Annotated in this window: 21 protein-coding genes; 18 read left to right on the top strand and 3 right to left on the bottom strand. The window is 66.1% G+C overall.

The genetic code is table 11. From position 1 onward, the window contains the following. Positions 1-3: 3 nt before the first annotated feature. Positions 4-1,338: a dicarboxylate/amino acid:cation symporter gene (locus ASG07_RS05765; protein ID WP_055843448.1), complete on the bottom strand. Its 1,335-nt coding sequence runs from the start codon at positions 1,336-1,338 to the stop codon at positions 4-6. A gap of 74 nt (positions 1,339-1,412) precedes the next feature. Between ASG07_RS05765 and ASG07_RS05760 the strand changes: the two genes are divergently transcribed. The 4 genes from ASG07_RS05760 to ASG07_RS05745 all read left to right on the top strand — a co-directional run bounded on the left by ASG07_RS05760 (position 1,413) and on the right by ASG07_RS05745 (position 6,919). Continuing rightward, positions 1,413-2,663, top strand: coding sequence for a M24 family metallopeptidase (locus ASG07_RS05760; RefSeq protein ID WP_055843446.1), 1,251 nt, complete (start codon positions 1,413-1,415; stop codon positions 2,661-2,663). Further along, positions 2,663-3,328, top strand: a complete 666-nt coding sequence (locus ASG07_RS05755) for a phytanoyl-CoA dioxygenase family protein (RefSeq protein WP_055843961.1) — start codon at positions 2,663-2,665, stop codon at positions 3,326-3,328. Before ASG07_RS05760 ends, ASG07_RS05755 begins: the two co-directional genes overlap by 1 nt. A gap of 212 nt (positions 3,329-3,540) precedes the next feature. Beyond that, the gene (gene alaS / locus ASG07_RS05750) at positions 3,541-6,183 is read left to right on the top strand and encodes an alanine--tRNA ligase (RefSeq protein WP_055843445.1); all 2,643 of its coding nucleotides are present in this window, start codon (positions 3,541-3,543) and stop codon (positions 6,181-6,183) included. A gap of 43 nt (positions 6,184-6,226) precedes the next feature. Beyond that, positions 6,227-6,919 (top strand): hypothetical protein, encoded by a 693-nt coding sequence (locus ASG07_RS05745; protein WP_156361760.1) that lies wholly within the window; start codon positions 6,227-6,229, stop codon positions 6,917-6,919. Here ASG07_RS05745 and ASG07_RS05740 read toward each other — a convergent pair whose 3' ends face one another. Beyond that, positions 6,920-8,695, bottom strand: a complete 1,776-nt coding sequence (locus ASG07_RS05740; protein WP_055843441.1) for a cation:proton antiporter domain-containing protein — start codon at positions 8,693-8,695, stop codon at positions 6,920-6,922. 111 nt (positions 8,696-8,806) lie between these two features. Between ASG07_RS05740 and ASG07_RS05735 the strand changes: the two genes are divergently transcribed. Further along, positions 8,807-9,247: a hypothetical protein gene (locus ASG07_RS05735; protein WP_156361759.1), complete on the top strand. Its 441-nt coding sequence runs from the start codon at positions 8,807-8,809 to the stop codon at positions 9,245-9,247. 35 nt (positions 9,248-9,282) lie between these two features. Here the strand turns inward: ASG07_RS05735 and ASG07_RS05730 are convergent, their stop codons facing one another. After that, a complete protein-coding gene (locus ASG07_RS05730) occupies positions 9,283-10,503 on the bottom strand; it encodes an NADP-dependent isocitrate dehydrogenase (protein ID WP_055843437.1) in 1,221 nt (406 codons plus the stop codon). A gap of 147 nt (positions 10,504-10,650) precedes the next feature. Between ASG07_RS05730 and ASG07_RS17800 the strand changes: the two genes are divergently transcribed. From ASG07_RS17800 to ASG07_RS05665, 13 genes are all read left to right on the top strand, one after another. Then, a complete protein-coding gene (locus tag ASG07_RS17800; RefSeq protein ID WP_055843436.1) occupies positions 10,651-11,667 on the top strand; it encodes an SGNH/GDSL hydrolase family protein in 1,017 nt (338 codons plus the stop codon). Positions 11,668-11,741: 74 nt separating this feature from the next. After that, positions 11,742-12,464 carry a phosphatidylserine decarboxylase gene (locus tag ASG07_RS05720; RefSeq protein ID WP_055843433.1) on the top strand — a complete coding sequence of 241 codons (723 nt, stop codon included), beginning with the start codon at positions 11,742-11,744 and terminating at the stop codon, positions 12,462-12,464. Between the two features lie 25 nt (positions 12,465-12,489). Further along, positions 12,490-13,302, top strand: coding sequence for a CDP-alcohol phosphatidyltransferase family protein (locus ASG07_RS05715; protein ID WP_055843431.1), 813 nt, complete (start codon positions 12,490-12,492; stop codon positions 13,300-13,302). A 508-nt stretch (positions 13,303-13,810) separates the two neighbouring features. Continuing rightward, the gene (rpsB, locus tag ASG07_RS05710) at positions 13,811-14,668 is read left to right on the top strand and encodes a 30S ribosomal protein S2 (RefSeq protein ID WP_055843429.1); all 858 of its coding nucleotides are present in this window, start codon (positions 13,811-13,813) and stop codon (positions 14,666-14,668) included. A gap of 90 nt (positions 14,669-14,758) precedes the next feature. After that, a complete protein-coding gene (gene tsf / locus ASG07_RS05705; RefSeq protein ID WP_055843427.1) occupies positions 14,759-15,697 on the top strand; it encodes a translation elongation factor Ts in 939 nt (312 codons plus the stop codon). 227 nt (positions 15,698-15,924) lie between these two features. Next, on the top strand, positions 15,925-16,647 hold the full coding sequence (gene pyrH / locus ASG07_RS05700; RefSeq protein ID WP_055843425.1) for a UMP kinase: 723 nt from the start codon (positions 15,925-15,927) through the stop codon (positions 16,645-16,647). Next, on the top strand, positions 16,647-17,204 hold the full coding sequence (gene frr, locus ASG07_RS05695; RefSeq protein WP_055843423.1) for a ribosome recycling factor: 558 nt from the start codon (positions 16,647-16,649) through the stop codon (positions 17,202-17,204). Before pyrH ends, frr begins: the two co-directional genes overlap by 1 nt. 14 nt (positions 17,205-17,218) lie before the next feature. Continuing rightward, a complete protein-coding gene (locus tag ASG07_RS05690; protein ID WP_269082626.1) occupies positions 17,219-17,947 on the top strand; it encodes an isoprenyl transferase in 729 nt (242 codons plus the stop codon). 77 nt (positions 17,948-18,024) lie between these two features. After that, on the top strand, positions 18,025-18,774 hold the full coding sequence (locus ASG07_RS05685; RefSeq protein ID WP_055843957.1) for a phosphatidate cytidylyltransferase: 750 nt from the start codon (positions 18,025-18,027) through the stop codon (positions 18,772-18,774). After that, positions 18,771-19,925 carry a 1-deoxy-D-xylulose-5-phosphate reductoisomerase gene (locus tag ASG07_RS05680; RefSeq protein WP_055843421.1) on the top strand — a complete coding sequence of 385 codons (1,155 nt, stop codon included), beginning with the start codon at positions 18,771-18,773 and terminating at the stop codon, positions 19,923-19,925. The genes ASG07_RS05685 and ASG07_RS05680 overlap by 4 nt, the downstream gene beginning before the upstream one ends. Beyond that, on the top strand, positions 19,922-21,055 hold the full coding sequence (gene rseP / locus ASG07_RS05675; protein ID WP_055843419.1) for an RIP metalloprotease RseP: 1,134 nt from the start codon (positions 19,922-19,924) through the stop codon (positions 21,053-21,055). The genes ASG07_RS05680 and rseP overlap by 4 nt, the downstream gene beginning before the upstream one ends. Before the next feature lie 131 nt (positions 21,056-21,186). Further along, entirely contained in the window at positions 21,187-23,907 is a 2,721-nt protein-coding gene (bamA, locus tag ASG07_RS05670; protein ID WP_082474601.1) for an outer membrane protein assembly factor BamA, read from the top strand. Next, positions 23,907-24,566, top strand: a complete 660-nt coding sequence (locus ASG07_RS05665; RefSeq protein ID WP_055843418.1) for an OmpH family outer membrane protein — start codon at positions 23,907-23,909, stop codon at positions 24,564-24,566. The genes bamA and ASG07_RS05665 overlap by 1 nt, the downstream gene beginning before the upstream one ends. Positions 24,567-24,583: the final 17 nt, after the last annotated feature.

The following is a 24,583-nucleotide window of genomic DNA, read 5'->3' as shown; positions in this document are numbered from 1 at the left end:
ACCCTAAGCGCGCGGGGGTATATCCTCGAACCGCTCCACCGCCACCGCCGGGCCACCGCCCGCCGGGGCGGTAGCGGCGATCACGTCCGGGTCCTCGCGCGGATCGAGCCCGCCCTCCCACTTCGCCACCACCGACGCCGCGATCGCGTTGCCGATGACGTTGGTCGCGGACCGGCCCATGTCGAGGAAATGATCCACCGCCAGGATCAGCAGCAACCCCGCCTCTGGAATCTTGAACAGCGACAGCGTCCCCGCGATCACCACCAGCGACGCGCGCGGCACGCCGGCGATGCCCTTCGACGTCACCATCAGCACCAGCAGCATCGTGATCTGCTCGCCGATCGACAGATGGATGCCGTAGGCCTGCGCGATGAACAGCGACGCGAACGTCATGTACATCATCGATCCGTCGAGATTGAACGAATAGCCTAGCGGCAACACGAAACTGGCGATCCGCGGCGGCACCCCGAACTTGTCCAGCGCCTCCAGCGTCCGTGGATACGCCGCCTCAGACGATGCGGTCGAAAAGGCGAGGATCAGCGGATCGCGGATATACCGCACCAGAAACCGCGTCCGCGGCCCGAGCAGCACGAATGCGATCCCGATCAGCAGCAGCCACAGCAGCGCCAGCCCGAGATAGAAGGACCCCATGAAATAGGCGAGGTCGCCGAGTACGCCCGGCCCACGCTCGGCCAGCGTCGACGCGACCGCTGCGAACACCGCGATCGGCGCGAACCGCATGACGTAGTTGGTGATCTGCAACATCACCGCGACCAGCGCCTCGACCGCGCGCACCAGCGGCGCGGCCTTCTCGCCGACCGCCGTGATCGCCACGCCGACGAAGACGGAAAAAACGACGATCTGCAAAATCTCGTTCGTCGCCATCGCCTCGACCATCGACGCCGGCACGATATGGCTGACGAACGTCTTCAGATCGAACGCCGCCCGCGCCAAACCGGCGTCCGCTGTGGCCGGCGGCAACGGCAGCGCCAGCCCGACACCCGGTTGCAGCACGTTGACCAGGATCAGCCCCAGCGTCAGCGACAACAAGCTGGCGGTCACGAACCAGCCCAGACTCTTCAGTCCCACCCGCCCCAGCGCCGCCGTGTCGCCCATATGCGCGATGCCGACGACCAGCGTCGAAAACACCAAAGGCGCGATAATCATCTTGATAAGGCGCAGGAACAGCGTCGTCAGGATCGAGAAATATCCCGCGATCGTCGTCAGCCGGTCCGCCGACGCCGCGCTGCCGTCGTCGATAGCGACATGCAGCCCCCAACCGATGACCAGCCCCAGAACGAGCGCGCCCAAAATCCAGTAAGTGAGGCGCATGGCCATTCCGAACTCCCGATACGTGCCGGGAAGGGAAGGGGATTGCGGCGGCGCGGTCAAGGGGCCTACCCACCTCGATCATGTTCGCCACCCGCCGCCATCTGCTCGCCGCCGCCACCGCGCTGCCGTTCCTGTCCGTCGCGGGCGCACTCCGCGCCGCCGGGCCGGACCTGTCGCGGCTTCAGGATATCACGCGCGACGCGGTTCCGATCGGGCCGCAGGAATATGCCGGTCGCCTTGCCCGTGCGCAGGCGCTGATGAAGGCGAACGGCCTCGGCGCGATCCTGATCGAATCGGGGTCGTCGATGACCTATTTCACCGGCGTTCGCTGGGGCCGGAGCGAACGGCTGACCGCCGTCGTCATCCCGGTGGAGGGTCGCCCGTGCATCGTCACGCCCTTTTTCGAGGAACCCTCGGTCCGCCAGACGCTGGCGATCCCGGCGGACGTGCGCGTATGGCAGGAGGATCAGGACCCGCTGCGCACCGTCGCCGGTTTCCTGACCGATCGCCGCCTCGGCACGCGGCCGATCGGCATCGAGGAAACCGTCCGCTTCTTCGCGGTCGAGGCACTCGCCGCCGCGCTGCCCCGCGCCCGCCTGACCAGCGCCAACGCGGTCGTGCGCGGCTGTCGCATGCTCAAGACCCCGGCGGAGATCGCACTGATGCAGGTCGCCACCGACGTGACGATCGCCGCCTACCGCTGGACGCATCCGCGGGTCGAAGCGGGCATGACCGGCGCGGAGATCGGCGCGCTCATGAACGCCGCCACCCGCAAGCTCGGCGGCAGTCCCGAATTCGCCCTCGCCCTGATCGGCCCGGCCGCCGCGCTTCCGCACGGCAGCCGGGAGGTCATCCGCGTCGCCGACGGACAGGTCGTGCTGATGGATTGCGGCTGCACCGTCCTCGGCTATCAATCGGACGTGTCGCGCACCTGGGTCCACGGCACCGCCACGCTGGAACACCGGAAAGTCTGGGACACCGTCGCGCGCGGCCAGCAGATCGCCTTCGCCGCCGCAAAAATCAGCGCACCCGCCGGCAGCGTCGACGACGCCGTCCGCCGCTATTACGAAAGCGCCGGCTACGGCCCCCGCTACCGCCTGCCCGGCCTGTCGCACCGCACCGGGCACGGCATCGGCATGGACGGCCACGAACCCGTCAACCTCGTCCATAACGAGGCGACGCCGCTCGCCGCCGGCATGTGCTTCTCCGACGAACCCGGCCTGTACCTGCCGGGGAAGTTCGGTGTCCGGCTGGAGGATTGCTTCCACATGACCCCGACCGGTCCGAAGTGGTTCAGCAAGCCGCCCCGGTCGCTCGACGCGCCGGTATGATGCGGCGCGATCTCGCCACGAGCGGCTACGCGAAATGGCCGCACCGCCTGAACGACGACGCACGCGATGCGGTGTCGGGACTATTCGAGGCCCTCCCGGCCACCCAGCCCGGAAAACGCATCGACCCGGGCTTGCTCGACGCCTTCCCGGCGCTGGCCGACATCACGGCAGCGGCAGCCACGATGATCGGCGACGATGCCCGGCCGGTCCGCGCGTTGCTGTTCGACAAACGTGACGGAGCCAATTGGGCGCTCGGCTGGCATCAGGATCGCACGATCGAGGTGGCCGAGCGCGTCGAAACCGACGGCTTCGGACCGTTTACCGTGAAGCAGGGCCGCCTCCACGTCGCGCCGCCGATCGGCGTCATCGAGCACATGCTGACCGTCCGCATCCATGTCGACGCGGTGGATGCGGACAACGGTGCCTTGATGGTCGTCCCCGGCTCGCACCGGCTCGGCTACATCGCCGAGGACGCGATCGGCTCGATCGTCGAGGCTGGCGGCGAATATGCCTGTCTCGCCGATGCAGGCGAGGTATGGTTCTACAGCACGCCCATCCTGCATCGATCGGCACGAACCACCCCGTCGCGGCGCCGGCGCGTGCTCCAGATCGACTACGCCCATGACCCGCTGCCCGGTGGCCTGCGCTGGGGCGTCGACGGCTGAGCCCGTCAAATCCTGTCCTACACCACCGCCGTCGCGTACAACGCCCGCATGCCCGCCCTCACGCCCCGACAGCAAACATCTTCCACTAACCGCGCCACTGCGCCGAAGTGGAGGACATCCGTCCAGCGCCTCCACTTCCTCCACTTCGGTGTCTCGTCCCCCGCGAATCGGGCGCTTGAGCCGATCCCGTCGCTCGCCTAAGCCGCTGCCCCATGACATCCACGAACGACATCCGCCGCGGCTTCCTCGATTACTTCGGCTCGACCGGTCACCGCATCGTGCCGTCCGCGCCGCTGGTGCCGCAGAACGATCCGACGCTGATGTTCGTCAACGCGGGCATGGTCCCGTTCAAGAACGTGTTCACCGGCCTCGAAAGCCGCCCCTACGTCACCGCCACGTCGTCGCAGAAATGCGTGCGCGCGGGCGGAAAGCACAACGATCTCGACAATGTCGGCTACACCGCGCGGCACCACACCTTCTTCGAGATGCTCGGCAATTTCTCGTTCGGCGACTATTTCAAGGAACAGGCGATCGTTCACGCGTGGACCCTGCTGACGAAGGAATGGGGCCTCGACCCGGATCGCCTGACCGCCACCGTCTACCATACCGATGACGAGGCGTTCGATCTCTGGAAGAAGATCGCCGGCCTGCCCGATCACCGGATCATCCGCATCCCGACCAAGGACAATTTCTGGGCGATGGGCGACAGCGGCCCTTGCGGCCCCTGCTCGGAAATCTTCTTCGATCACGGCGACCATATCGCCGGTGGCCCTCCCGGCTCGCCGGACGAGGACGGCGATCGCTTCGTCGAGATCTGGAACCTCGTGTTCATGCAATATGAGCAGGACGCGAACGAGATCGTCGGCGAGCTGCCGAAGAAGTCGATCGACACCGGCATGGGTCTCGAACGCGTCGCCGCCGTGATGCAAGGCGTCCACGATAATTACGACACCGACACTTTCAGGGCGCTGATCGCTGCCTCGACCGCGCTCACCCACACTGCGCCCGACGGCGAGTGGAAGGCGTCGCACCGCGTCATCGCCGACCATCTGCGCTCGGCCGGGTTCCTCGTCGCGGACGGGGTGCTGCCGGCGAACGAGGGCAGGGGCTATGTCCTGCGCCGGATCATGCGGCGTGCGATGCGCCACGCCCACCTGATCGGCGCGAAGGAGCCGTTGATGCACCGGCTCGTGCCGGCGCTCGTCGCCGAGATGGGCGCGGCCTTTCCCGAACTGGTCCGCGCGCAGCCGCTGATCGAGGCGACGCTCCAGCAGGAGGAGACGCGTTTCCGCCAGACGCTCGACCGCGGCCTGAAGCTTCTCGACGAGGCGACGGCGGGCCTGGCAGAGGGCGGCACGCTGGCTGGCGAAACCGCGTTCAAGCTCTACGACACCTACGGCTTTCCGTACGACCTGACCGAGGACGCCCTGCGCGCGCAGGGGCTCGCGGTCGATCGTGCCGGGTTCGACGCGGCGATGGCCGAACAGAAGCGCGCCGCCCGCGCCGCATGGAAGGGGTCGGGCGCCAAGGCTTCGGACGACCTGTGGTTCGACATCGCCGAACAGTCCGGCTCGACCGAGTTCACCGGCTACGCCAACGACACCGGCGAGGCGGAGGTCGTCGCGCTGATCCGCGACGGCGTGCGCGTCGATCACGCCACCGCCGGCGAAACAGTTGCGATCGTCGTCAACCAGACGCCGTTCTACGCCGAATCCGGCGGTCAGGTCGGCGATGCCGGCATCGTGTCGAGCGACGTCGGCCTGCACGCGCTCGTCACCGACACGTCGAAGCAACTCGGCCGCATCTGGGTCCATCACGCCGACGTCCAGTCGGGCGAGATCAGGGTCGGCGACGCCGTGAAGCTGGCGATCGACCTGACCCGTCGCGCCGCGATCCGCGCCAACCACTCGGCGACCCACTTGTTGCATGAGGCGCTGCGCCAGCGGCTCGGCACGCATGTCGCGCAAAAGGGCTCGCTGGTCGCGCCCGACCGCCTGCGCTTCGACTTCTCGCAACCGGTCGCCGTTACCGCTGCGGACATCGCCGAGGTCGAAACGCGCGTGAACGAGCAGGTCCGCGGTAATGGCCCCGTCGTCACCCGCCTGATGACGCCTGACGAAGCCATCGCAGAGGGCGCGATGGCGCTGTTCGGCGAGAAATACGGCGACGAGGTCCGTGTCGTGTCGATGGGGCAGGACGACGACGGCGCCTACAGCCTCGAACTCTGCGGCGGCACGCATGTCGGCGCGCTGGGCGAGATCGGCCTGTTCAAGGTGATCGGCGAGGGTGCCGTGTCGTCCGGCGTCCGCCGCGTCGAGGCGCTGACCGGCGAAGCTGCCCGCGCGTGGTTCTCTCACCGCGACGAGGTGCTGCGGGAAGCTGCATCGACGCTCCGCACCACGCCCGATGAGGTGCCCGCGCGCGTCGCCGCCCTGCTCGACGACCGCAAGCGGCTGGAGCGCGAACTGGCGGAGGCGAAGAAGGCGATCGCGACCGGCGGCGGCGCGGGTGCACCCGCCGGTCCGGAGGACGTCGGCGGCACAGCCTTTATCGGTCAGGTGCTCGACGGCTTCGACGCCAAGGGGCTTCGGGGTGCGGTGGACGAGGCGAAGCAACGGCTCGGCTCCGGCGTCGCGGCGATCGTCGCCGTCAACGATGGCCGCGCCTCGATCGCGGTGGGAGTCACCCCCGACCTCGTCGGCACCCGCAACGCAGTCGAGCTGCTTCAGGTCGCCGTCGCGGCGGTCGGCGGCAAGGGCGGCGGCGGTCGTCCCGATATGGCACAGGGCGGCGGACCGGACGGCGACAAGGCGGCCGGTGCGCTCGACGCGATCCGCGCGGCGCTGGTATCCTGACCGGCGGCAGCTATCCTAATCCGTTCCCGATGGTTCGGCGTTCATGACAGCGAAGGGAATGGGGATGCGGGGACGGTGGATCGGGTCGGCGGCGGTCGCCTGCGTGGCGCTCGCGATGCCGGCCATCGCCCAGTCCGCGCGCGACATCCTGACCCAGGCGGCGTTCGAGGATCGCAATCGTGACACCGCCCTGTCCCGCGTCGACCGCGTCCGCGACATCGCGGCGGCGCGCCCCAATGACGAGGATTATGCCGTGCTGGCGGCGGTCGCGCTAGGCTATCGCGCGAAGCTGACCGGCAGCCGGTCGGAGGCGACCGCAGCGCGCAAGGAGTTCGAGACGGTCTGTGCCCGCTTCCCCCGCAATGCGGAGGCACAGCTTGGCCTCGGCGCGTGGCATCTGGGCGTCATCAACCGCGTCGGGCGGCTCGTCGGCCGCGTCGTCGGTGCCCAGCGCGGTACGGGCATCGCCGCGATCGAACGGTCGGTCGCGCTCGGTGGCAACCGCGCGATGTTCGCCGGGTTCGCGGGGATGATGCTGATCGAGCTCGATCCCGAAGACGCGCGCGGCCGGACCCTGCTGGAAACCGCCGTCCGTGCGCCTGCGCCGACCCCGCTCGATCGCATCGTCCAGCGCAGCGCGGCGCAGGTCGCCGCCACCCTGCGTCAGGGCAATGCGAAACAGGCACAGGAACTGGCCGACCGCCTCCTTCCCTTCGGCTGGTACCGTCCGAAGTAATCAGGCCAGGTCGCTCTTTCGCCGCACCCGGCGGATGCGCGGTTCCCGCTCCATCGCCGCCTCGCGCCGGATCAACTGCCGTAGTTCGTCACGCTTCTCGTGAATCGACGCGATCACCAGCCCCATCGCGACCCCAAGATCGACCAGCACCGCCTCCGACAGTTGCAGCGAACTCTCCAGGGTCTCCGGCACCGCATCGGTCACGCCCGCCCGGTACAGTTCCGCCGCATGCCCCGCGTCCCGCGCACGGGCGATGATCGGCAGGGCAGGGGCCGCCGCCCGCAACCGCCGCGTCAGCCGCGCGGTCAGTACGGGATCGTCCATCGTCAGCACCAGCGCGCGCGATGCGGTAAGCTTTAGCCGGTCGATCAACTCGCCGCGCGCCACGTCGCCGAACAAGACCGGATACCCCTCCGCCCGCGCCCGCGACACCGCGTCGATATCCGCCTCGACCGCGATGTACGGCTGCCCATGCGTCGCCAGCATATCGGCGATCATCCGTCCGACGCGCCCGAACCCGATCAGCACGGTGCGACTGCCGCCGTCGTCGGCCTCCGGAATGGGTGCGGCGATATCCCGCGCCTCTATCCGCCGGGCAGCGATCCGGCCCACCTTCGCCAGCAACGGCGTGATCGTCAGGCCGATCGCCGTCACCGTCTGCCAGAAGGCGGCGGTGGACGGCAGGATCAACTGCGCCTGCGCGGCGGTGCCCAGCACGATCAGCGTCGTCTCCGACGGGCTGCCCATCAGCAGCCCCGTCTCCGCCGCCACGCCCGCGCGCGCATGCGCCACCCGCAGCAGCAGGTACGTCACGACAGCCTTGACCGCGACCACCCCCGCCACCGCCAGCAACAGTCCCGACCAGTTCTGCCCGATCAGTCTCAGGTCGAGGCTCATACCCACCGTGATGAGGAACACGCCCAGCGCCAGCCCCTTGAACGGCGCGGTCATCACCTCGACCTCGCTGTGATATTCGGTTTCCGCGATCAGCAGCCCGGCGAGCAGCGCGCCGACGATCGGCGACAGCCCCGCCGCGGTCGTCGCGACGGAGGCGACGATCACGACCAGCAACGACGCCGCTAGGAACAGCTCGGGGCTCTTGGTCCGCGCCGCCTGCGCGAACAATCTCGGTAGTACGATTCGCCCGCCGAGATACATGGCGACCACGGTCGCTCCGCCCCTCAGCGCGACACCCGCGATCCCGGTCCATCCTTCGTCGCTCGCGGTCGGGGCCATGGCGCCGAGCGCGAAGATGATCGGCACCAGCGCCAGATCCTCGAACAGCAACATGCCGAATGCGCCGCGTCCGACCGGGCTCGTCGTTCCCACCAAGGGCAGCACCAGGGCGGTTGAGGACAGCGCCAGCGCCAGCCCCAGTCCCGCCGCGCCCGCCCAGTCCTGTCCGATCAGGTGCAGCGCGATCGCGATCAGCGCGGCCGACCCGAACAACTCGGCCGCCCCCGTCCCGAACACCAGCTGCCGCATCCCCCATAATCGCCGGAACGACAGTTCCAGCCCGATCGAGAACAGCAGCAGGATGATGCCGAATTCTGCGAACGGCTCGATCGACGCCGGGTCGCTGATCGTCACGTAATAGAGCCACGGGAACATGCCCGTCAGTTGCCCCAGACCGGCGGGGCCGACCGCCAGACCCACCAGGATGAACCCGATCACCGGGCTGATCCGGAACCGGGCGAACGCCGGGATCACCAGACCGGCCGCGCCGAGGATCACCAGAGCATCCGAGAAACCTTCATTGTCCAACCTGAGCGCCATGCGCCCGACTTAACCAGCCGAAGCCGGATCAGGCTAGGCTTGATCGTCCGCCACATCGGATTTGGATCGTCGCCCTCGCGCATCGCCGATGTTCGGCGCATACCGACGATCATGACGCTTCGGACTCCTCGATCCGCGCTGATGCTCTGGACTGCGGGCGTGCTGCTCGGCGTCGCCGTCCTGCCGCTGGTGATGTGGCATGGCCGGCTTTACTACGCCGAGGGGGGAACCAGCCCGGATGGCCCGGGCATGCTGATGGTCGCGATGCTGATGACGTCGCCGATGTGGTTCGGAATGTGGATGGCGGCGAGCTTCGCGTATCTCTTCCGCTACCGCGGCGGGACCCCGTTGGCAGCAGGGGCGGGAGCGACGCTGCTGTCGCTCGTCCTGTCGGTGCTGGCCTGCCTGTTCAGCATCGGCTTCGGCTGGCTGGCATTCGCTCGCGTGGAGTTCTGGCGGATCACGCGATTGCCGTTCGTGTTCCACCTGCTCGGGTGCGCGATCTACTGGCAATATCTTCGGGCCGCGGCGGTGGCGCGCGGCATGCGATGAGGCGGAGCGGGCTGGATCCCGCTCCGCCCGTCGGATCAGGCGGCGACCGCCATCTTCGCTTCCAAGTTCAAGCGAACCTGCTCGAAGAACTGCTCGGTCGTCATCCATGGCTGATCCGGGCCGATCAGGATCGCGAGATCCTTGGTCATGTGGCCGTTCTCGACGGTCTGGATGCAGACGCGCTCCAGCGTCTCGGCGAACTGCGTCACTTCCGGCGTATCGTCGAACTTGCCGCGATACTTCAGCCCGCCGGTCCATGCGAAGATCGACGCGATCGGGTTGGTCGAGGTCGCCTTCCCCTGCTGATGCTGGCGATAGTGACGCGTGACGGTGCCGTGCGCGGCCTCCGCCTCGACCGTCTTGCCGTCCGGCGTCAGGAGCACCGACGTCATCAGGCCGAGCGAGCCGAAGCCCTGCGCGACCTGATCCGACTGCACGTCGCCGTCATAGTTCTTGCACGCCCACACGAACTCGCCGCTCCACTTCAGCGCCGATGCGACCATGTCGTCGATCAGGCGATGTTCGTAGACGATGCCCGCTTCCTTGAACTTGTCCTTGAACTCCGCCTCGAAGATCTCGGCGAACAGGTCCTTGAAGCGCCCGTCATACGCCTTCAGGATCGTATTCTTGGTCGACAGATATACCGGCCATTTCAGGTTCAGGCCGTAGTGCATCGACGCGCGGGCGAAGTCGCGGATCGACTCGTCCAGATTGTACATGCCCATCGCGACGCCGGCGGCAGGGAAGTCGAACACCTCGTGCTCGATCTCCTGACCGTCCTCGCCGACCCACTTCATCGTCAGCTTACCGGCACCCGGGACCTTGAAATCGGTCGCCTTGTACTGGTCGCCGAAAGCGTGACGGCCCACGACGATCGGGTGCGTCCAGCCGGGGATCAGGCGAGGGACGTTCTTGATGACGATCGGCTCGCGGAACACGACGCCACCGAGGATGTTGCGGATCGTGCCGTTCGGCGACTTCCACATCTTCTTCAGACCGAATTCCTCGACGCGCTGCTCGTCGGGGGTGATCGTTGCGCACTTCACCGCGACGCCATATTTCTGTGTCGCCTTGGCTGCATCGATCGTAACCTGATCGTCGGTCGCGTCACGATGTTCGATGCCGAGATCGTAATAGTCGAGTTCGATGTCGAGATACGGCTTGATGAGGCGCTCGCGAATCCATTCCCAGATGATCCGGGTCATTTCGTCGCCGTCGATTTCCACGATGGGCGTCTTCACCTTGATCTTGGCCATGCGGTCTCGTCCTTTGCAGCGATGATGGGGTTGCGCGCCGTCTAGGATGCGGGTTGCGCGCTGTAAACGGGCGCGGGGCGGAATGGCGTTTCCGCACGACCGAGAGGGTGGTAAAAGATGCGTTAACAATAGATCAGGGAGAGAATCATGGCGTCCGGAACTCTGGAAAGGGTGATCGCCGCAACCGCGCTGATCCTCGCCGCGCCCGCTTCGGCGCAGGGCTACAGCAACCTGTTCGTCTTCGGCGACAGTCTGGTCGACGGCGGCAACGCGCAGAAGTTCCGGCGCGACGTGAGGGGTGCCGATCCCGCTCCGACCGCAGCTGGTTACTTCCGCGGTCGCTTCTCGAACGGCTTCACCTTCGCCGATTATGTCGGCCGTGCCGTGGATGGTGGGCCGGCGGTCGCGTCTGAATATGGCGGGCGAAACTATTCCGTGGGCGGGGCCCAGGCGCGCGAGGTCATCGGCGACGCAAGTCCCAGTTTCGCCGAGCAGATCGCATTGTACGACGCCTCCGCCAACGTCTTCGACTCCCGTTCGCTGGTCCTCATCACGCTCGGCGGCAACGACGTGCGATCGGAACTGGAGCGAGTGGCGACGATCCCCGGCTATCGACCCGGTTTCGACGCGACACTCGGCGCGATGACGGACGGGCTGGCCTCACTCTACGCTCGCGGTGCCCGCAACTTCATCGTCACCGGGTTGCCCGACATCGGCCAGATCCCGGTCGTCACGCAGCTGGGTTTGCCAACGCTGTCGGCGATCGGAACCGGCCTGTCGTTCAACCTCAACATGGCGTTCGAAGGACTGGTCGGCAGCTTCGCGGCGGCCACCGGCAGCAATGCGCGATTTTTCGACTTGTTCGATTTTCAGCGAACGATCTACGCCGATCCGGCACGCTACGGACTGCCGACGATGCTCGATACCGGCCGTGCCTGCCTTCAGGCTCCCGGCGCCGCGCCTGCCTGTGACGGCTTCGTCTATTTCGACACCATCCACCCGACAACGCAGATTCACCGCGCTATCGGGCGGGGACTGACGGATCAGCTGGGGCTCGCCGCGGTGCCGGAGCCGATGACGTGGGCGATGATGATCGTCGGTGTCGCGCTCACGGGTGGCGCGCTCCGTCACCGCCGCCGCCGAACGACGGTTGCATTCGGGTGATCCGGTCGCGCCGCTGCATCGTCGGGTGCGGCGGCGCGATTGTCAGGCGAAGCGTTGGACGGTAGACCGGCGCGATGACCTCACTCGACAAACCGCCACTCGTCACCTCCACGGTGAAGTGGCGCTTCCCCGCCGTTCATCCGGAGGGTCGCAAATACGTCGCGATCTCGGCCGGGATAACGCTTCTGCTGACGATCGTCTCCAACGTGCTGTTCTGGCCGCTGGTCGGCCTGACCATCTGGGTCGCCGCTTTCTTCCGTGACCCCGTCCGCACCACGCCCCAAGGTGAAAACCTGATCGTCGCCCCTGCCGACGGTCTGGTCACGATGATCCAGCGTGTCGCGATCCCGCGCGAACTCGTGGGCGAACTGGGCGAGGCACCGCTGGTCCGCGTATCGATCTTCATGTCGGTGTTCGACGTGCACATCAATCGCACCCCTATCGCCGGCACCATCCGTCAAGTGGTCTATATTTCCGGCAAGTTCCTCAACGCCGATCTTGACAAGGCTTCCGACGAGAACGAGCGCCAGCATTTCGTCGTGGAGGCCCGTGACGGCCGCAAGATCGGCTTCACCCAGATCGCCGGCCTCGTTGCCCGCCGCATCGTCGGCTTCGTCAAGCCGGGGGACATGGTCGCCGCCGGGCAGCGTGTCGGTCTGATCCGCTTCGGCAGCCGCGTCGACGTCTACCTGCCGGACGATTGCGCGCCGCAAGTTGCGCTGGGTCAGCGGTCGATCGCTGGCGAAACCGTCCTCGGCCGGATCGGCGGAACGGCTGCTGTCGGGATCGCGCAATGACATTCATGTCTCGGTCAATCCGCTGATGGCGTTCCGACCCGCCCGTCGCCGCGAGCGTCGCGTACCCCGGGGGCTTCCACTCCGGGCAATCGCACCCAATGCTGTCACGGCTCTGGCGCTTTGCTCGGGCTTGTCCGGCGTGCGTTTTGCGATTGGCGGAAATTGGGAAATGGCGGCAGCGATGATTATGGTTGCTGGCGTGCTCGATGGCATCGACGGTCGCATCGCTCGTCTGCTTCACGGCGAGAGCAGGTTCGGCGCCGAACTCGACTCTCTTTCAGACGCCATCTCGTTCGGCGTCGCGCCGGCTCTCATCCTCTATCTTTGGTCGTTGTCCACCCTGCCACGGTTTGGCTGGATGGCATCCCTGATCCTCGCCGTATTCTGTGCATTGCGTCTGGCGCGTTTCAACGCACAGATTGATGAAACCGAGCAGCCTCACAAATCCGCCGGTTTCCTGACCGGAGTGCCCGCTCCCGCAGGAGCAGGACTCGCACTGTTGCCGTTGTTCTTCTGGTTATGGTCGGGCGAGCCAGTCTTTGCCAACCCCTACCTCGTCGCCCCATGGACTATCATCGTGGCCACCTTGATGGTGTCGAGCGTAGCGACTTTCTCATGGACATCGCTACGCCTGCGCCGACGTATCCGGTTTGAAGCGTTGGCGTTGATTGTCCTATTGGGAGCATCGCTCGTTACCGCGCCATGGCACACGCTCAGCGCAATCAGCGTGATCTATATCGCGCTGATCCCCTTCAGCGTTGCGAGCTATGCCAAAGTCAGGCGACTTCGCGCAGCCGCCGTATCGGCAAAGGTACCGGAGCCGACGCCCACCGCCTGACGGCAATGCGCCGCTCGGCCAGGGCCAAGACTTCCAATGGTGCGAAGGACGGTTCCACATGACCCATCCCCATCCGCACGATGCGCCGCCATTGCGGGCCTATCGCTAGGCCGATCACTGCCAGCGAAACTGCCAGAGCCGTTGAAAATACCAGCGCACTAACCACGATCATCACCATGTCCGCCTCCATGACGCGAACCCCTCGACCCCACTCAACCGGTCGGGATTCGTTCGGTTCCGAAACCTGCTGTTCGCCCGGTGTGTTTCATGCCGGCTGAACTACATATGTTAATGGATCAGTCCTTCGTTCTGATCTGAACCGCTTATGTTCCACTCACGTTCCATCGTCAAGCATCTGTACGTGGAATGTTCTCATCTTGCATTCGGAGCGTGGTCCGGCTAAGCAGCGCGCCTCAACTCCGCATGGGAAGCACCACATACCGGTGCGCCGGTCTTTCAGGCCGCGTCATCCGCTTCCCAGAGGCATAACCGGCAAAGGAATATCATCATGGCGGCTCCAGTCGTATCCATGCAGCAGCTCATCGAAACCGGCGCGCATTTCGGTCACCAGACCCATCGCTGGAACCCGAAGATGAAGCCCTACATCTTCGGTGACCGCAACGGCGTCCACATCCTCGATCTGTCGCAGACCGTGCCGTTGTTCGCGCGCGCTCTCGAATTCGTGTCGTCGTCGGTCGCCGGTGGTGGCAAGGTCCTGTTCGTGGGCACGAAGCGCCAGGCTCAGGAGCCTATCGCCGACGCGGCGCGTCGTTCGGGTCAGCATTTCGTCAATCACCGCTGGCTGGGCGGCATGCTTACCAACTGGAAAACGATCAGCAACTCGATCAAGCGTCTGAAGACGCTGGAGGAGCAGCTGTCGGGCGACACGCACGGCCTGACCAAGAAGGAGGTGCTCCAGCTGACGCGCGAGCGCGACAAGCTGGAAATGTCGCTTGGCGGTATTCGCGATATGGGCGGCGTGCCCGATGTCATGTTCGTGATCGACGCGAACAAGGAAGAGCTGGCGATCAAGGAAGCCAACACGCTGGGCATTCCCGTCGTCGCGATCCTCGACTCGAACGTGTCGCCGGACGGCATCGCCTTCCCGGTTCCCGCGAACGACGACGCAGCCCGCGCCATCCGCCTGTATTGCGAGGCGATCGCGATCGCGGCGACGCGTGGCGGCCAGGAGCAGCAGCGCCGCTCGGGCGCCGACATCGGTGCGATGATGGAGCCGCCGGCGGAGGAGCAGGCGATCGAGACGCCCGCAGCGGACGCCGGCACCGATCCCGTGTCGAGCGCCGATGCCGATCAGGCTATGGAAGCCGGCCAAGCCGCGGAAGCCGAGCGCCAGATCGACGCGTAACCGTCACGCGCGAAGTCTAGCGGGCGGGGCGGGGCATCATAGCTCCGCCCCGCCCGCAAACATATTCGGATAACGAAAAGGATCAGGACAATGGCCGATATCACGGCAGCGATGGTCAAGGACCTGCGCGAGAAGAGCGGCGCGGGTATGATGGACTGCAAGAAGGCGCTGAACGAAACCGCCGGCGACATGGATGCCGCGCTCGACTGGCTGCGCACCAAGGGTCTTGCGGCCGCGCAGAAGAAGTCGAGCCGTACCGCGGCCGAGGGTCTTGTCGGCGTCGCGACGTCTGGCACCAGGGGTGCTGCGGTCGAAGTGAACTCCGAGACCGATTTCGTTGCCAAGAACGATCAGTTTCAGGATTTCGTCCGCGAAGTCACGCAGATTGCACTGGCGACCGGCGACGATATCGAGACGCTGAAGGGCGAGGCGATGCCGTCCGGAACCACCGTCGCCGACGTGCTGACCAACAATGTCGCAACCATCGGCGAGAACCAGTCGCTGCGCCGCGCCCGGCGCCTCGAAGTGTCCAAGGGCGCAGTCGTGTCCTACGTCCACAATCAGCAGTCGCCGGGTCTGGGCAAGATCGGCGTGCTCGTCGCGCTCGAATCGGAGGCGTCGAACGAGGTGCTCCAGTCGCTCGGCAAGCAGCTGGCGATGCACATCGCCGCCGCGTTCCCGAAGGCGTTGAACGAGGCCGACCTCGACGAGGGCGAGATCGAGCGCGAGCGCGCGATCGCTGCCGAAAAGGCCGGTGAGAGCGGCAAGTCCGCCGAGATCATCGCCAAGATGGTCGAGGGCTCGATCGCCAAGTACCGCAAGGAGCATGCGCTGGTCAGCCAGCTGTTCGTCATGGACGGCAAGACCAAGATCAGCGACGTCGTCGCGAAGGCGGGCAAGGACGCCGGCGCGACGATCGTGCTGAAGGACTATGTGCGCTTTCAGCTTGGCGAGGGCATCGAGAAGGAAGCCTCCGACTTCGCCGCCGAAGTCGCGGCCGTGTCGGGCGTGCCGCAGCCTACCGCGTAAACCGGGCGATCCTCCCTCCCGGCGACGGAAGGGGATCATTTGGGTGACAGGAGGGGCGGTCATGGGCGAGTTGCCCGTGACTGCCCCTTCGTCACGATTGTCGCGGCCATTCTCGTGCAGCGGCTGATCGGGATGTGTGATTTTCCGGTGCAGGCACGCACTCGGGTTGCCCCTCCCGGACCTCACGCCTAAGGTTCCCGCCGCCCTGCAACAGCCTTTCGAGTATCATGCCAGAATTCAAACGCATCCTGTTGAAGCTGTCGGGGGAAGTCCTGATGGGCGAGGGCGGCCTCGCCATCGATCCCGAAACTACCGCGCGCGTCGCGCAGGAGATCGCCGACGTCCGCGCCCAGGGCTATGAACTTTGCATCGTGGTCGGGGGCGGCAACATCTTCCGGGGACTGTCGGCCGCAGCCAAGGGCATCGAGCGCGCCACCGCCGATTACATGGGTATGCTGGCGACCGTGATGAATGCGCTCGCGGTACAGAACGCGCTGGAGCAGATCGGGGTCGATACGCGCGTGCAGTCGGCGATCCCGATGGCGAGCGTCTGCGAACCGTTCATCCGCCGTCGGGCCGAACGGCATCTGGAAAAGGGCCGCGTCGTGATCTTCGCGGCAGGCGTCGGCAGCCCGTTCTTCACTACCGACTCCGGTGCCGCGTTGCGCGCCGCCGAGATGAAGTGCGACGGGCTGTTCAAGGGTACGTCGGTCGACGGCGTCTATGATGCCGATCCGAAAAAGGTGCCGACGGCCACGCGGTACGATACCGTCAGCTATTCGAAAGTGCTGTCCGACGACCTGAAGGTCATGGATGCCTCCGCCATCGCGCTGTGTCGCGACAATAATATCCCGATCGTCGTCTTCAATATCCGGGAACATGGCAATTTCGCCGCCGTGCTCGCCGGTGAAGGCGTTTCGACGATTGTACAGAATCAGGAGACGAACTGATGCCTGCCTATGACAAGGCCGATATCCAGCGCCGCATGACCGGCTCGGTCGACGCACTGAAGCACGATCTTGGCGGTCTGCGCACCGGGCGTGCATCGACGACGTTGCTCGATCCGGTCAACGTCGAGGTCTATGGTAGCCACATGCCTCTGTCGCAGGTCGCGACCGTGTCGGCTCCCGAGCCGCGAATGCTGTCGGTGCAGGTGTGGGACAAGTCGAACGTCGGCCCGGTCGAGAAGGCGATCCGCTCTGCCGGACTGGGTCTGAACCCGATCAACGATGGGCAGACGCTGCGCCTCCCCATCCCCGACCTGACCGAGGAACGTCGCAAGGAACTCGCCAAGCTGGCCAGTCAATATGCCGAGAAGGCGCGGATCGCCGCCCGCAACGTGCGTCGCGACGGCATGGACAGCCTGAAGGTGGACGAGAAGAAAAACGTGTTCGGAGAGGACGAGCGCAAGCGTTACGAAACCGAGCTTCAGAAGATCACCGACAAGACGATTGCTGATATCGATGCGGCATCGGCGGCGAAAGAGAAGGAAATTCTGGGCAAGTGAGCCCTCCGGGTTCCTTGGCGTCCGCGGCCGCGACGCTGCCCGTCGATACAGGCGGGCAGGCGGGCGTGCCGCGCCACGTCGCGATCATCATGGATGGCAACGGCCGCTGGGCGAAGCAGCGGCATCTGCCCCGACTCGCCGGGCACCGTGCCGGTGTGGAGGCGGTGCGCCGCGTCACGCGCGCGGCGCGTGAGATGGGGATCGAGGCGCTGACCCTGTACGCCTTCTCGTCCGAGAACTGGCGGCGGCCGGCGGAAGAAGTCAGCGACCTGATGGGATTGCTGCGGCTGTTCATCCGTTCCGATCTGGCGGAATTGTCGCGGGAGAATGTGCGGTTGCGCGTGATCGGCGACTATCGTGCATTTTCGCCCGACCTCGTCGCGCTGGTCGATGACGCGATCGCGAGTACGGCGTCGAATACCGGGCCGTTGCTGGCGATCGCACTGAACTATGGTGCGCAGGCCGAACTCGCGGCGGTCGCCCGCCGGCTGGCGGCACGCCTGCCCGCGGAGATGATCGACGAAGCGGCGATCGAGGCGGAACTGGACACGGCGGATCTGCCGCCGCTCGATCTCGTCATCCGCACGTCGGGGGAACAGCGTCTGTCCAACTTCCTGCTCTGGCAGGCGGCCTATGCCGAGCTGCTGTTCGTCGAGACGCTGTGGCCGGACTTCGACGGCGACGCCCTGGCGTCGGCGGTCGCGGCGTTCGCCCGGCGTCAGCGGCGTTACGGCGGCTTGTGAGCGAGCTTCCTGACGATCCTGCGGCGTTGCCGACGCCCGACGCGAAACTGCGGACACCGTCCAATCTTCGCCTGCGGATGATCGCCAGCGTGGCGATGATCGCCGTCGCTATGGTCGCGCTGTTGCTCGGCGGGATCGGAATGTGGCTGCTGGCGGTTGTGGTCTGCCTGTTCATGATGGCCGAATGGGCCGATCTCGCAAAGGTCGATCGCCGCACCAAGCGCATGAGCCAGTTCGCCCTGTCGGTGCCGCTGGCGCTGATGTCGCCGCTGGCCGCAGGACCGCATTTCTTCGTGCTGGGCGTGCTCGGCGCGGCGTTCTTCTTCGTTGCGATCGTCACGCGGAACGCCCGGCTGGCGGCGGGTACGCTATATTGTGGCTTGCCGGTATTCGCGCTGCTGGTGATCCGCGAGCAATCCGGCACCGGGCTGGTCCATGCGCTCTGGGCGCTGTCGCTGGTCTGGGCGACCGATATCGGCGCGTTCTTCGCGGGCCGTTCAATTGGCGGCCCGAAGCTGGCACCGAAGATCAGCCCGGCCAAGACCTGGTCCGGCCTGATCGGCGGCATCCTGCTGGCGACGCTGGTCGCCTATATCATCCATGCGGGATATGGCCTTCCGTCGATGCTGGTTCTCGCCACCCCCGTATTGGCGGTGCTGGCGCAGGCCGGCGACCTGTTCGAAAGCGCCCTGAAGCGTCGCGCCGGGGTCAAGGATTCCGGCAACACGCTGCCCGGACATGGCGGCGTCCTCGATCGGCTCGACGGGGTCGTGCCGGTTATGCCGGTGGCGATGCTGCTCGTGATCCTGCCGACGCTGCTGGCATGAAGACCGTCTCCGTTCTGGGCGCGACCGGGTCGGTCGGCACCTCGACGCTTGACCTGATCGAGCGCGAGCCGGAGCGGTTTCGCGTTCGGGCGCTGACCGCCAATGGCGACGTCGAGCGTCTTGCCGCAGCCGCACGCCGCACACGGGCCGAACTGGCGGTCGTCGCCGATGTTGCGCGCCTGCCGGCGCTGCGCGACGCGCTGGCCGGCACCGCGACGCGTGCCGAGGGTGGACGCGATGCGGTGATCGCCGCCGCGGCCTCGGGGGCGGACTGGACGATGGCGGCGATCGTTGGCTGTGCCGGGCTGGAGCCGGTGATGGCGGCGGTGGGGCAGGGCGGCACCGTCGTCCTCGCCAATAAGGAGCCGCTGGTGTCGGCGGGCGAGATCGTCCTCGCCGCCGCGGCCGCATCCGGTGCGACGCTGCTGCCGGCCGACAGCGAGCACAATGCGATCTTCCAGTGCCTCGCCGCCAACGACGCGCGTGCCGTCCGCCGCATCGTCCTGACCGCAAGTGGCGGGCCGTTTCGCGAATGGCCGCGGGAGCGGATGGCGAGCGTGACCCCCGAACAGGCGGTCGCGCATCCCAACTGGTCGATGGGCGCGAAGATCAGCGTCGATTCGGCGACGATGATGAACAAGGGTCTGGAACTGATCGAGGCGGCGCGGCTGTTCCCGGTCGATCCCGATTGCATCCAGATCGTCATCCACCCTCAATCGGTGATCCACTCGGCCGTGGACTATATCGACGGATCGATGCTGGCGCAGCTCGGCCCCAGCGACATGCGCGTACCGATCGCCCATTGTCTCGCCTGGCCCGATCGAATGGCGACCCCGATGGAGCCGCTGGACCTCGTCAAGCTCGGTCGGCTGGATTTCGCCGCTCCCGACGAGGATCGCTTCCCCGCGCTCCGCCTTGCGCGCGAAGTGTTGAAGGCGGGTGGCGCCCGTCCCGCGATCCTGAACGCCGTCAACGAGATCGCCGTCGCCGCGTTTCTGCAGGGTCGCATCGGCTTCCTCGAAATCGCCGCAATCGTCGGCGATATCCTCGACCGGTACGACCCGCCCGCTCCGGCGACGCTCGACGCGGTGCTCGCGATCGATGCCGAGGCGAGAGCGATAGCGGGTCGGCGCGTAGAGGATTTGGCTTGATCGACACTCCGGGCGTTCCGCTCACCTTGCTTGCCTTCATCGGCGTCATCGGCCCGCTCGTGTTCATCCACGAGATGGGCCATTATCTCGCCGGCCGCTGGTTCGGCGTGAAGGCGGAGGCGTTCTCGATCGGCTTCGGCAACGAGGTCGCGGGCTGGACCGACAAGCGCGGCACCCGCTGGAAACTGGGTTGGCTTCCGCTCGGCGGCTATGTTCGCTTTGCGGGCGACATGACGCCTGCCAGCCAGCCGACCGCAGAATGGCTGGCGCTGCCGGCGGACGAACGCGCGCGCACCTTTCAGGCGAAACCGGTGTGGCAGCGCGCAATCGTCGTCGCGGCAGGGCCGTTCGTGAACTTCGTGGCCGCGATCCTGATTCTGGCGGGCTTTGCGCACTTCTACGGCGCGCGCACCGCGCCCCCCGTGGTCGGTGACGTCGTACAGCGTAGCCCCGCCGCCGTTGCCGGCCTGCGCGCGGGCGACCGCCTGATTGCACTCGACGGCCGCGCTATGGAAAGCTTTGCCGATATCGCGCAGTTCGCGATGCTGCGCCCCGCGGAGACGGTAGCCGTCACCTATGAACGGGGTGGAACGCGCGGGAGCACGACCATGGCGATCGGCGTGGTCACCGAGAAGGATCGCTTCGGCAACGCCTATCGCATCGGCCGTATCGGCATTGCCAGCCCGCCGGCCGAATATCAGCCGGTGTCGCTGATCAAGGCGCCGCTGGTCGGGGCGCATCAGGTCGGTGACATCGTCCGTGGGACACTCGACACGCTGGGGCAGATCATCACCGGGCGGCGGTCGGTCGACGAACTCGGCGGGCCGATCCGCATCGCCAAGGTATCGGGCGAGCAGATGACGCTCGGCTGGCCGGCGTTCATCGGCCTGATCGCGCTCGTTTCCATCAATCTCGGGTTCATCAACCTGCTGCCAGTGCCGATGCTTGATGGCGGTCACCTCCTGTTCTACGCGATTGAGGCGATCCGGCGTCGGCCGGTTAGCGTCGCGGTGCAGGAATGGGCGTTCCGCGGCGGCATGGCGGCGATCCTGGCCTTGATGATTCTCGTGACCTTCAACGATCTAGGTGCCTTCGGGTTGTGGCGCGGCCTCGCCGGCCTGATCGGGTGAGCAGACTTGATCGGGTGACAAGTCTGGGGCAGGGCGACCCGCGCAGGGGCCGGCGTATCTTTCGGGGTGGGTGTGTGAAGAATAACGGTTTCAAGGTCGCCGGCATCGGCGCATCCCTGCTGGCGACCTCCATGCTGGCAGGCGTCGCCTATGCGCAGCAGGCCCGCCCCGCGGGTCAGGCTCGCACGCGTCAGGCGGTGCCGCCCGCCGGTACGCGTCAGGCGGTGCCGCCCGCCACCCCGGCCGCGACGGTGCCCGCCACTGCCGCGGGAACGATCCGCACCCTGCGCGTCGAAGGATCGCAGCGGATCGAAGCGGACACGGTGCTGTCCTATACGAAGCTGAGGGTGGGCGCGCCGTACACCGCCGCGACGCTCGATCAGGCGCTGGTCGATCTGGCGGCATCGGACCTGTTCGCGGACTATTCCATCTCCGGCGTGGAGACGGGCGACATCGTCCTGCGCATTCGCGAGAACCCGATCATCAACCGGGTGATCCTTGAGGGCAACAAGGCGATCAAAAGCGACAAGATCACGAAAGAGATCAAGCTCGCGCCACGCCAGATCTTCACGCGCACCGCGGTCCGCGCCGACGTCGCGCGGATCGTCGAACTGTATCGCCGGCAGGGTCGCTTTGCCGCGATCGTCGAGCCGAAGCAGGTCAGCCTCGACCAGAATCGCGTCGACGTGGTGTTCGAGATCGCTGAGGGGGCCAAGTCGAAGGTCCGCCAGATCAACATCCTCGGCAACGAAAAGTTCACCGACGACCAGCTGCGCGGCGAGATGGCGACCAAGCAGTCGCGCTGGTTTCGCCTGCTGTCGTCGAACACGACCTACGATCAGGATCGCCTGAACTACGACCAGCAAAAGCTGCGCCAGTTCTACCTGACCGAGGGCTATGCCGACTTCCGCGTGACGAGCGCGGTCGCCGAACTGACCCCGGACAAGCGCGACTTCATCATTACCTACGTGGTCGAGGAGGGCGCCCGCTACAAGTTCGGCGACGTCTCCGTCGACAGCGAAATCCGCGACTTCGACAACACGAAGCTCGCGGCGTCGCTGCCGATCAAGAAGGGCGACTGGTACAACGCCAAGTTGGTCGAGGACGCACTCGACAGCCTCAGCCAGGCGGCGGGCCTGTTCGGTTATGCGTTTACGCAGGTCGATCCCGAGTACCAGCGTGACAAGGACACGCTGACGATGGGGATCAATTTCCATATCGGTCAGGCGCAACGCACCTATGTCGACAGGATCGAGATCAACGGCAACACGCAGACGCAGGACAAGGTCATCCGTCGCGAAATCCGTCTGGGCGAGGGCGACGCGTTCAACACATTCCAGGTCAAGCGTTCGCAGGACCGCGTCAACTCGCTGGGGTTCTTTCAGGACAAATTCGAGATCAAGCAGACGCCGGGCAGCGCCCCCGATCGCGTTGTGCTGGAAGCGCCGGTTGAGGAGAAGTCGACGGGTGAGCTTCAGCTTTCGGCCGGTTTCTCCAGCCTCGAACGGTTCATCGTTCAGGCAAACGTCACGCAGAACAACTTCCGCGGCAAGGGCCAGACGCTCAGCTTCGGCGTCAACTATTCGACCTATTCGAAGTCGATCCAGGCCGGCTTCACCGAGCCATATCTGTTCGACAAAAATATCGCGGTGGGCTTCGACGTCTTTCGTCAGGATTTCAACCAGTTCAACTATATCGGCAGCGACCGGAACACGACCTTCAGCCAGGTGTCGACCGGTTTTCAGCTTCGTGCCGGCGTGCCGCTGACGGAATACTGGCAGCTCGCGGGTCGCTACAAGCTTTCATATGACGAGGTCGGACTGGCCAATTCCTTCCTGAACAGTGACGGCAGCTGCAATCCGCTGCTGGCGGGACGGTACCTTTGCGACTCGCTCGGCAATCGCTGGACGTCGTCGGTCGGCTATTCGCTGATCTACAACAGCCTCAACAGCGGCCTGCGCCCGACGGCGGGTACGCGCTTCTCCTTCAGCCAAGATTTCGCCGGTCTGGGCGGCGATGTGAAGTACATCAAGACCACGGCGCAGGCGGCGAAATATTATGGCCTCGGCTCCGGCTTCGTCTTCTCGCTGCAGGGCGAGGGCGGCTATATCCGATCGCTGGAGAAGAGCCGCGGTCCCAACATCGACAAGGTGCGGATCATCGACCGCTTCTACCTTGGCGAACCGAACTTCCGCGGTTTCGACATCCGCGGCGTCGGACCGCGCATCCTGCGTATCCCGTACATCACCAATGCGGACGGATCGCAGCAATTGCAGACCGATCGCAGCCAGATTCAGGACGATGCGCTGGGCGGCCGTGCCTATTATCTCGCACGGGCCGAACTGGAGATTCCGTTGGGTGCGGGCGCACGCGAACTCGGTCTGCGACCGACCGTCTATGTTCAGGCAGGCAGCCTGTTTGGGATAACGCGGCCGAGTCTGACGACCAACTATACGGTGGTCACCGACGCGGCGGGCAAGCCCATCATCAATGCCGACGGGTCGCCGCGGGTGATCGGCAATCCGATCACGGATACCGCCGGCAACACCTATTACACCGTCGTCAGTTCCGACGCGACGATCAATGGTCTGACGACGACCTGTCCAACGGGTTATTCGGCGACCGTCGGGGCGACGAACTGCACGGGAACGTCGATCAACACCGTCCAGCGCAACCAGCCCTTCTCCGAGCGATTCCTCGGCGACTCGCCCAAGCCGCGTATTTCCGTCGGCTTCGGTGTCAACTGGACCTCGCCGTTCGGGCCGCTGCGTATCGATATCGCCAAAGCCCTCGTCAAGCAAAAGGGCGACGACGACAAACTCATCACTTTCAACGTAGGGACTTCGTTCTGATGACCAACTTCAAGAAGCTGCTGCTCGCCGCTGCGGTCGCGGTTCCCGCGATTGTCGTCGCCAACTCCACCTCGGCGCAGACCGTCGCCGTCGCCAACCCGGATCAGGCGGTCGCCAACTCGCGCGCCTGGGCCACCGCCCGGACGCAGATCGAAACGACCTATAAGGCGCAGATCGATCAGGCGAACGCCCGTCGCGAGGCGATCGGCCGCGAGCTTCAGCCGCTCGTGACCGCGTTCAATACCGCCCGTGCGGCACCGAATGCCAATCAGGCCGCACTCCAGACGCAGGCGCAGACGATCCAGACCCGCGAGCAGGCCGCCCAGCAGGAATTGAGCCGTATCACCCTGCCGGCGCAGCGCGCGCAGGCTTATGTGGTCGAGCAGATTTCGGGACGCCTGCCGGAGGCGGTTCAGGCCGTCGTCCGCGCCCGCAACGTATCGCTGCTCGTGCGCCCCGACGCGGCCCTGTTCGCCGCGCCTGCTGCCGACGTGACCGCTGCGATCACGACGGAGTTGGACCGTCTGGTGCCGTCGGTCGGCATCAACCCGCCCGCCAACTGGCAGCCCGGCCAGCAGCAGCAGGGTGCCGCGGCCCCGGCCGCAGCTACGCCCGCCGCGACGACGCCGGCCGCCCGTCCGGCCAACACCGGCCGGTGAGCGACACGGCGTCCGCG

The sequence above is a fragment of the Sphingomonas sp. Leaf343 genome, assembly GCF_001423765.1.
In the GTDB taxonomy this organism is placed as follows: Bacteria; Pseudomonadota; Alphaproteobacteria; order Sphingomonadales; family Sphingomonadaceae; genus Sphingomonas.
This window is presented reverse-complemented; position numbering and strand designations above follow the sequence as displayed.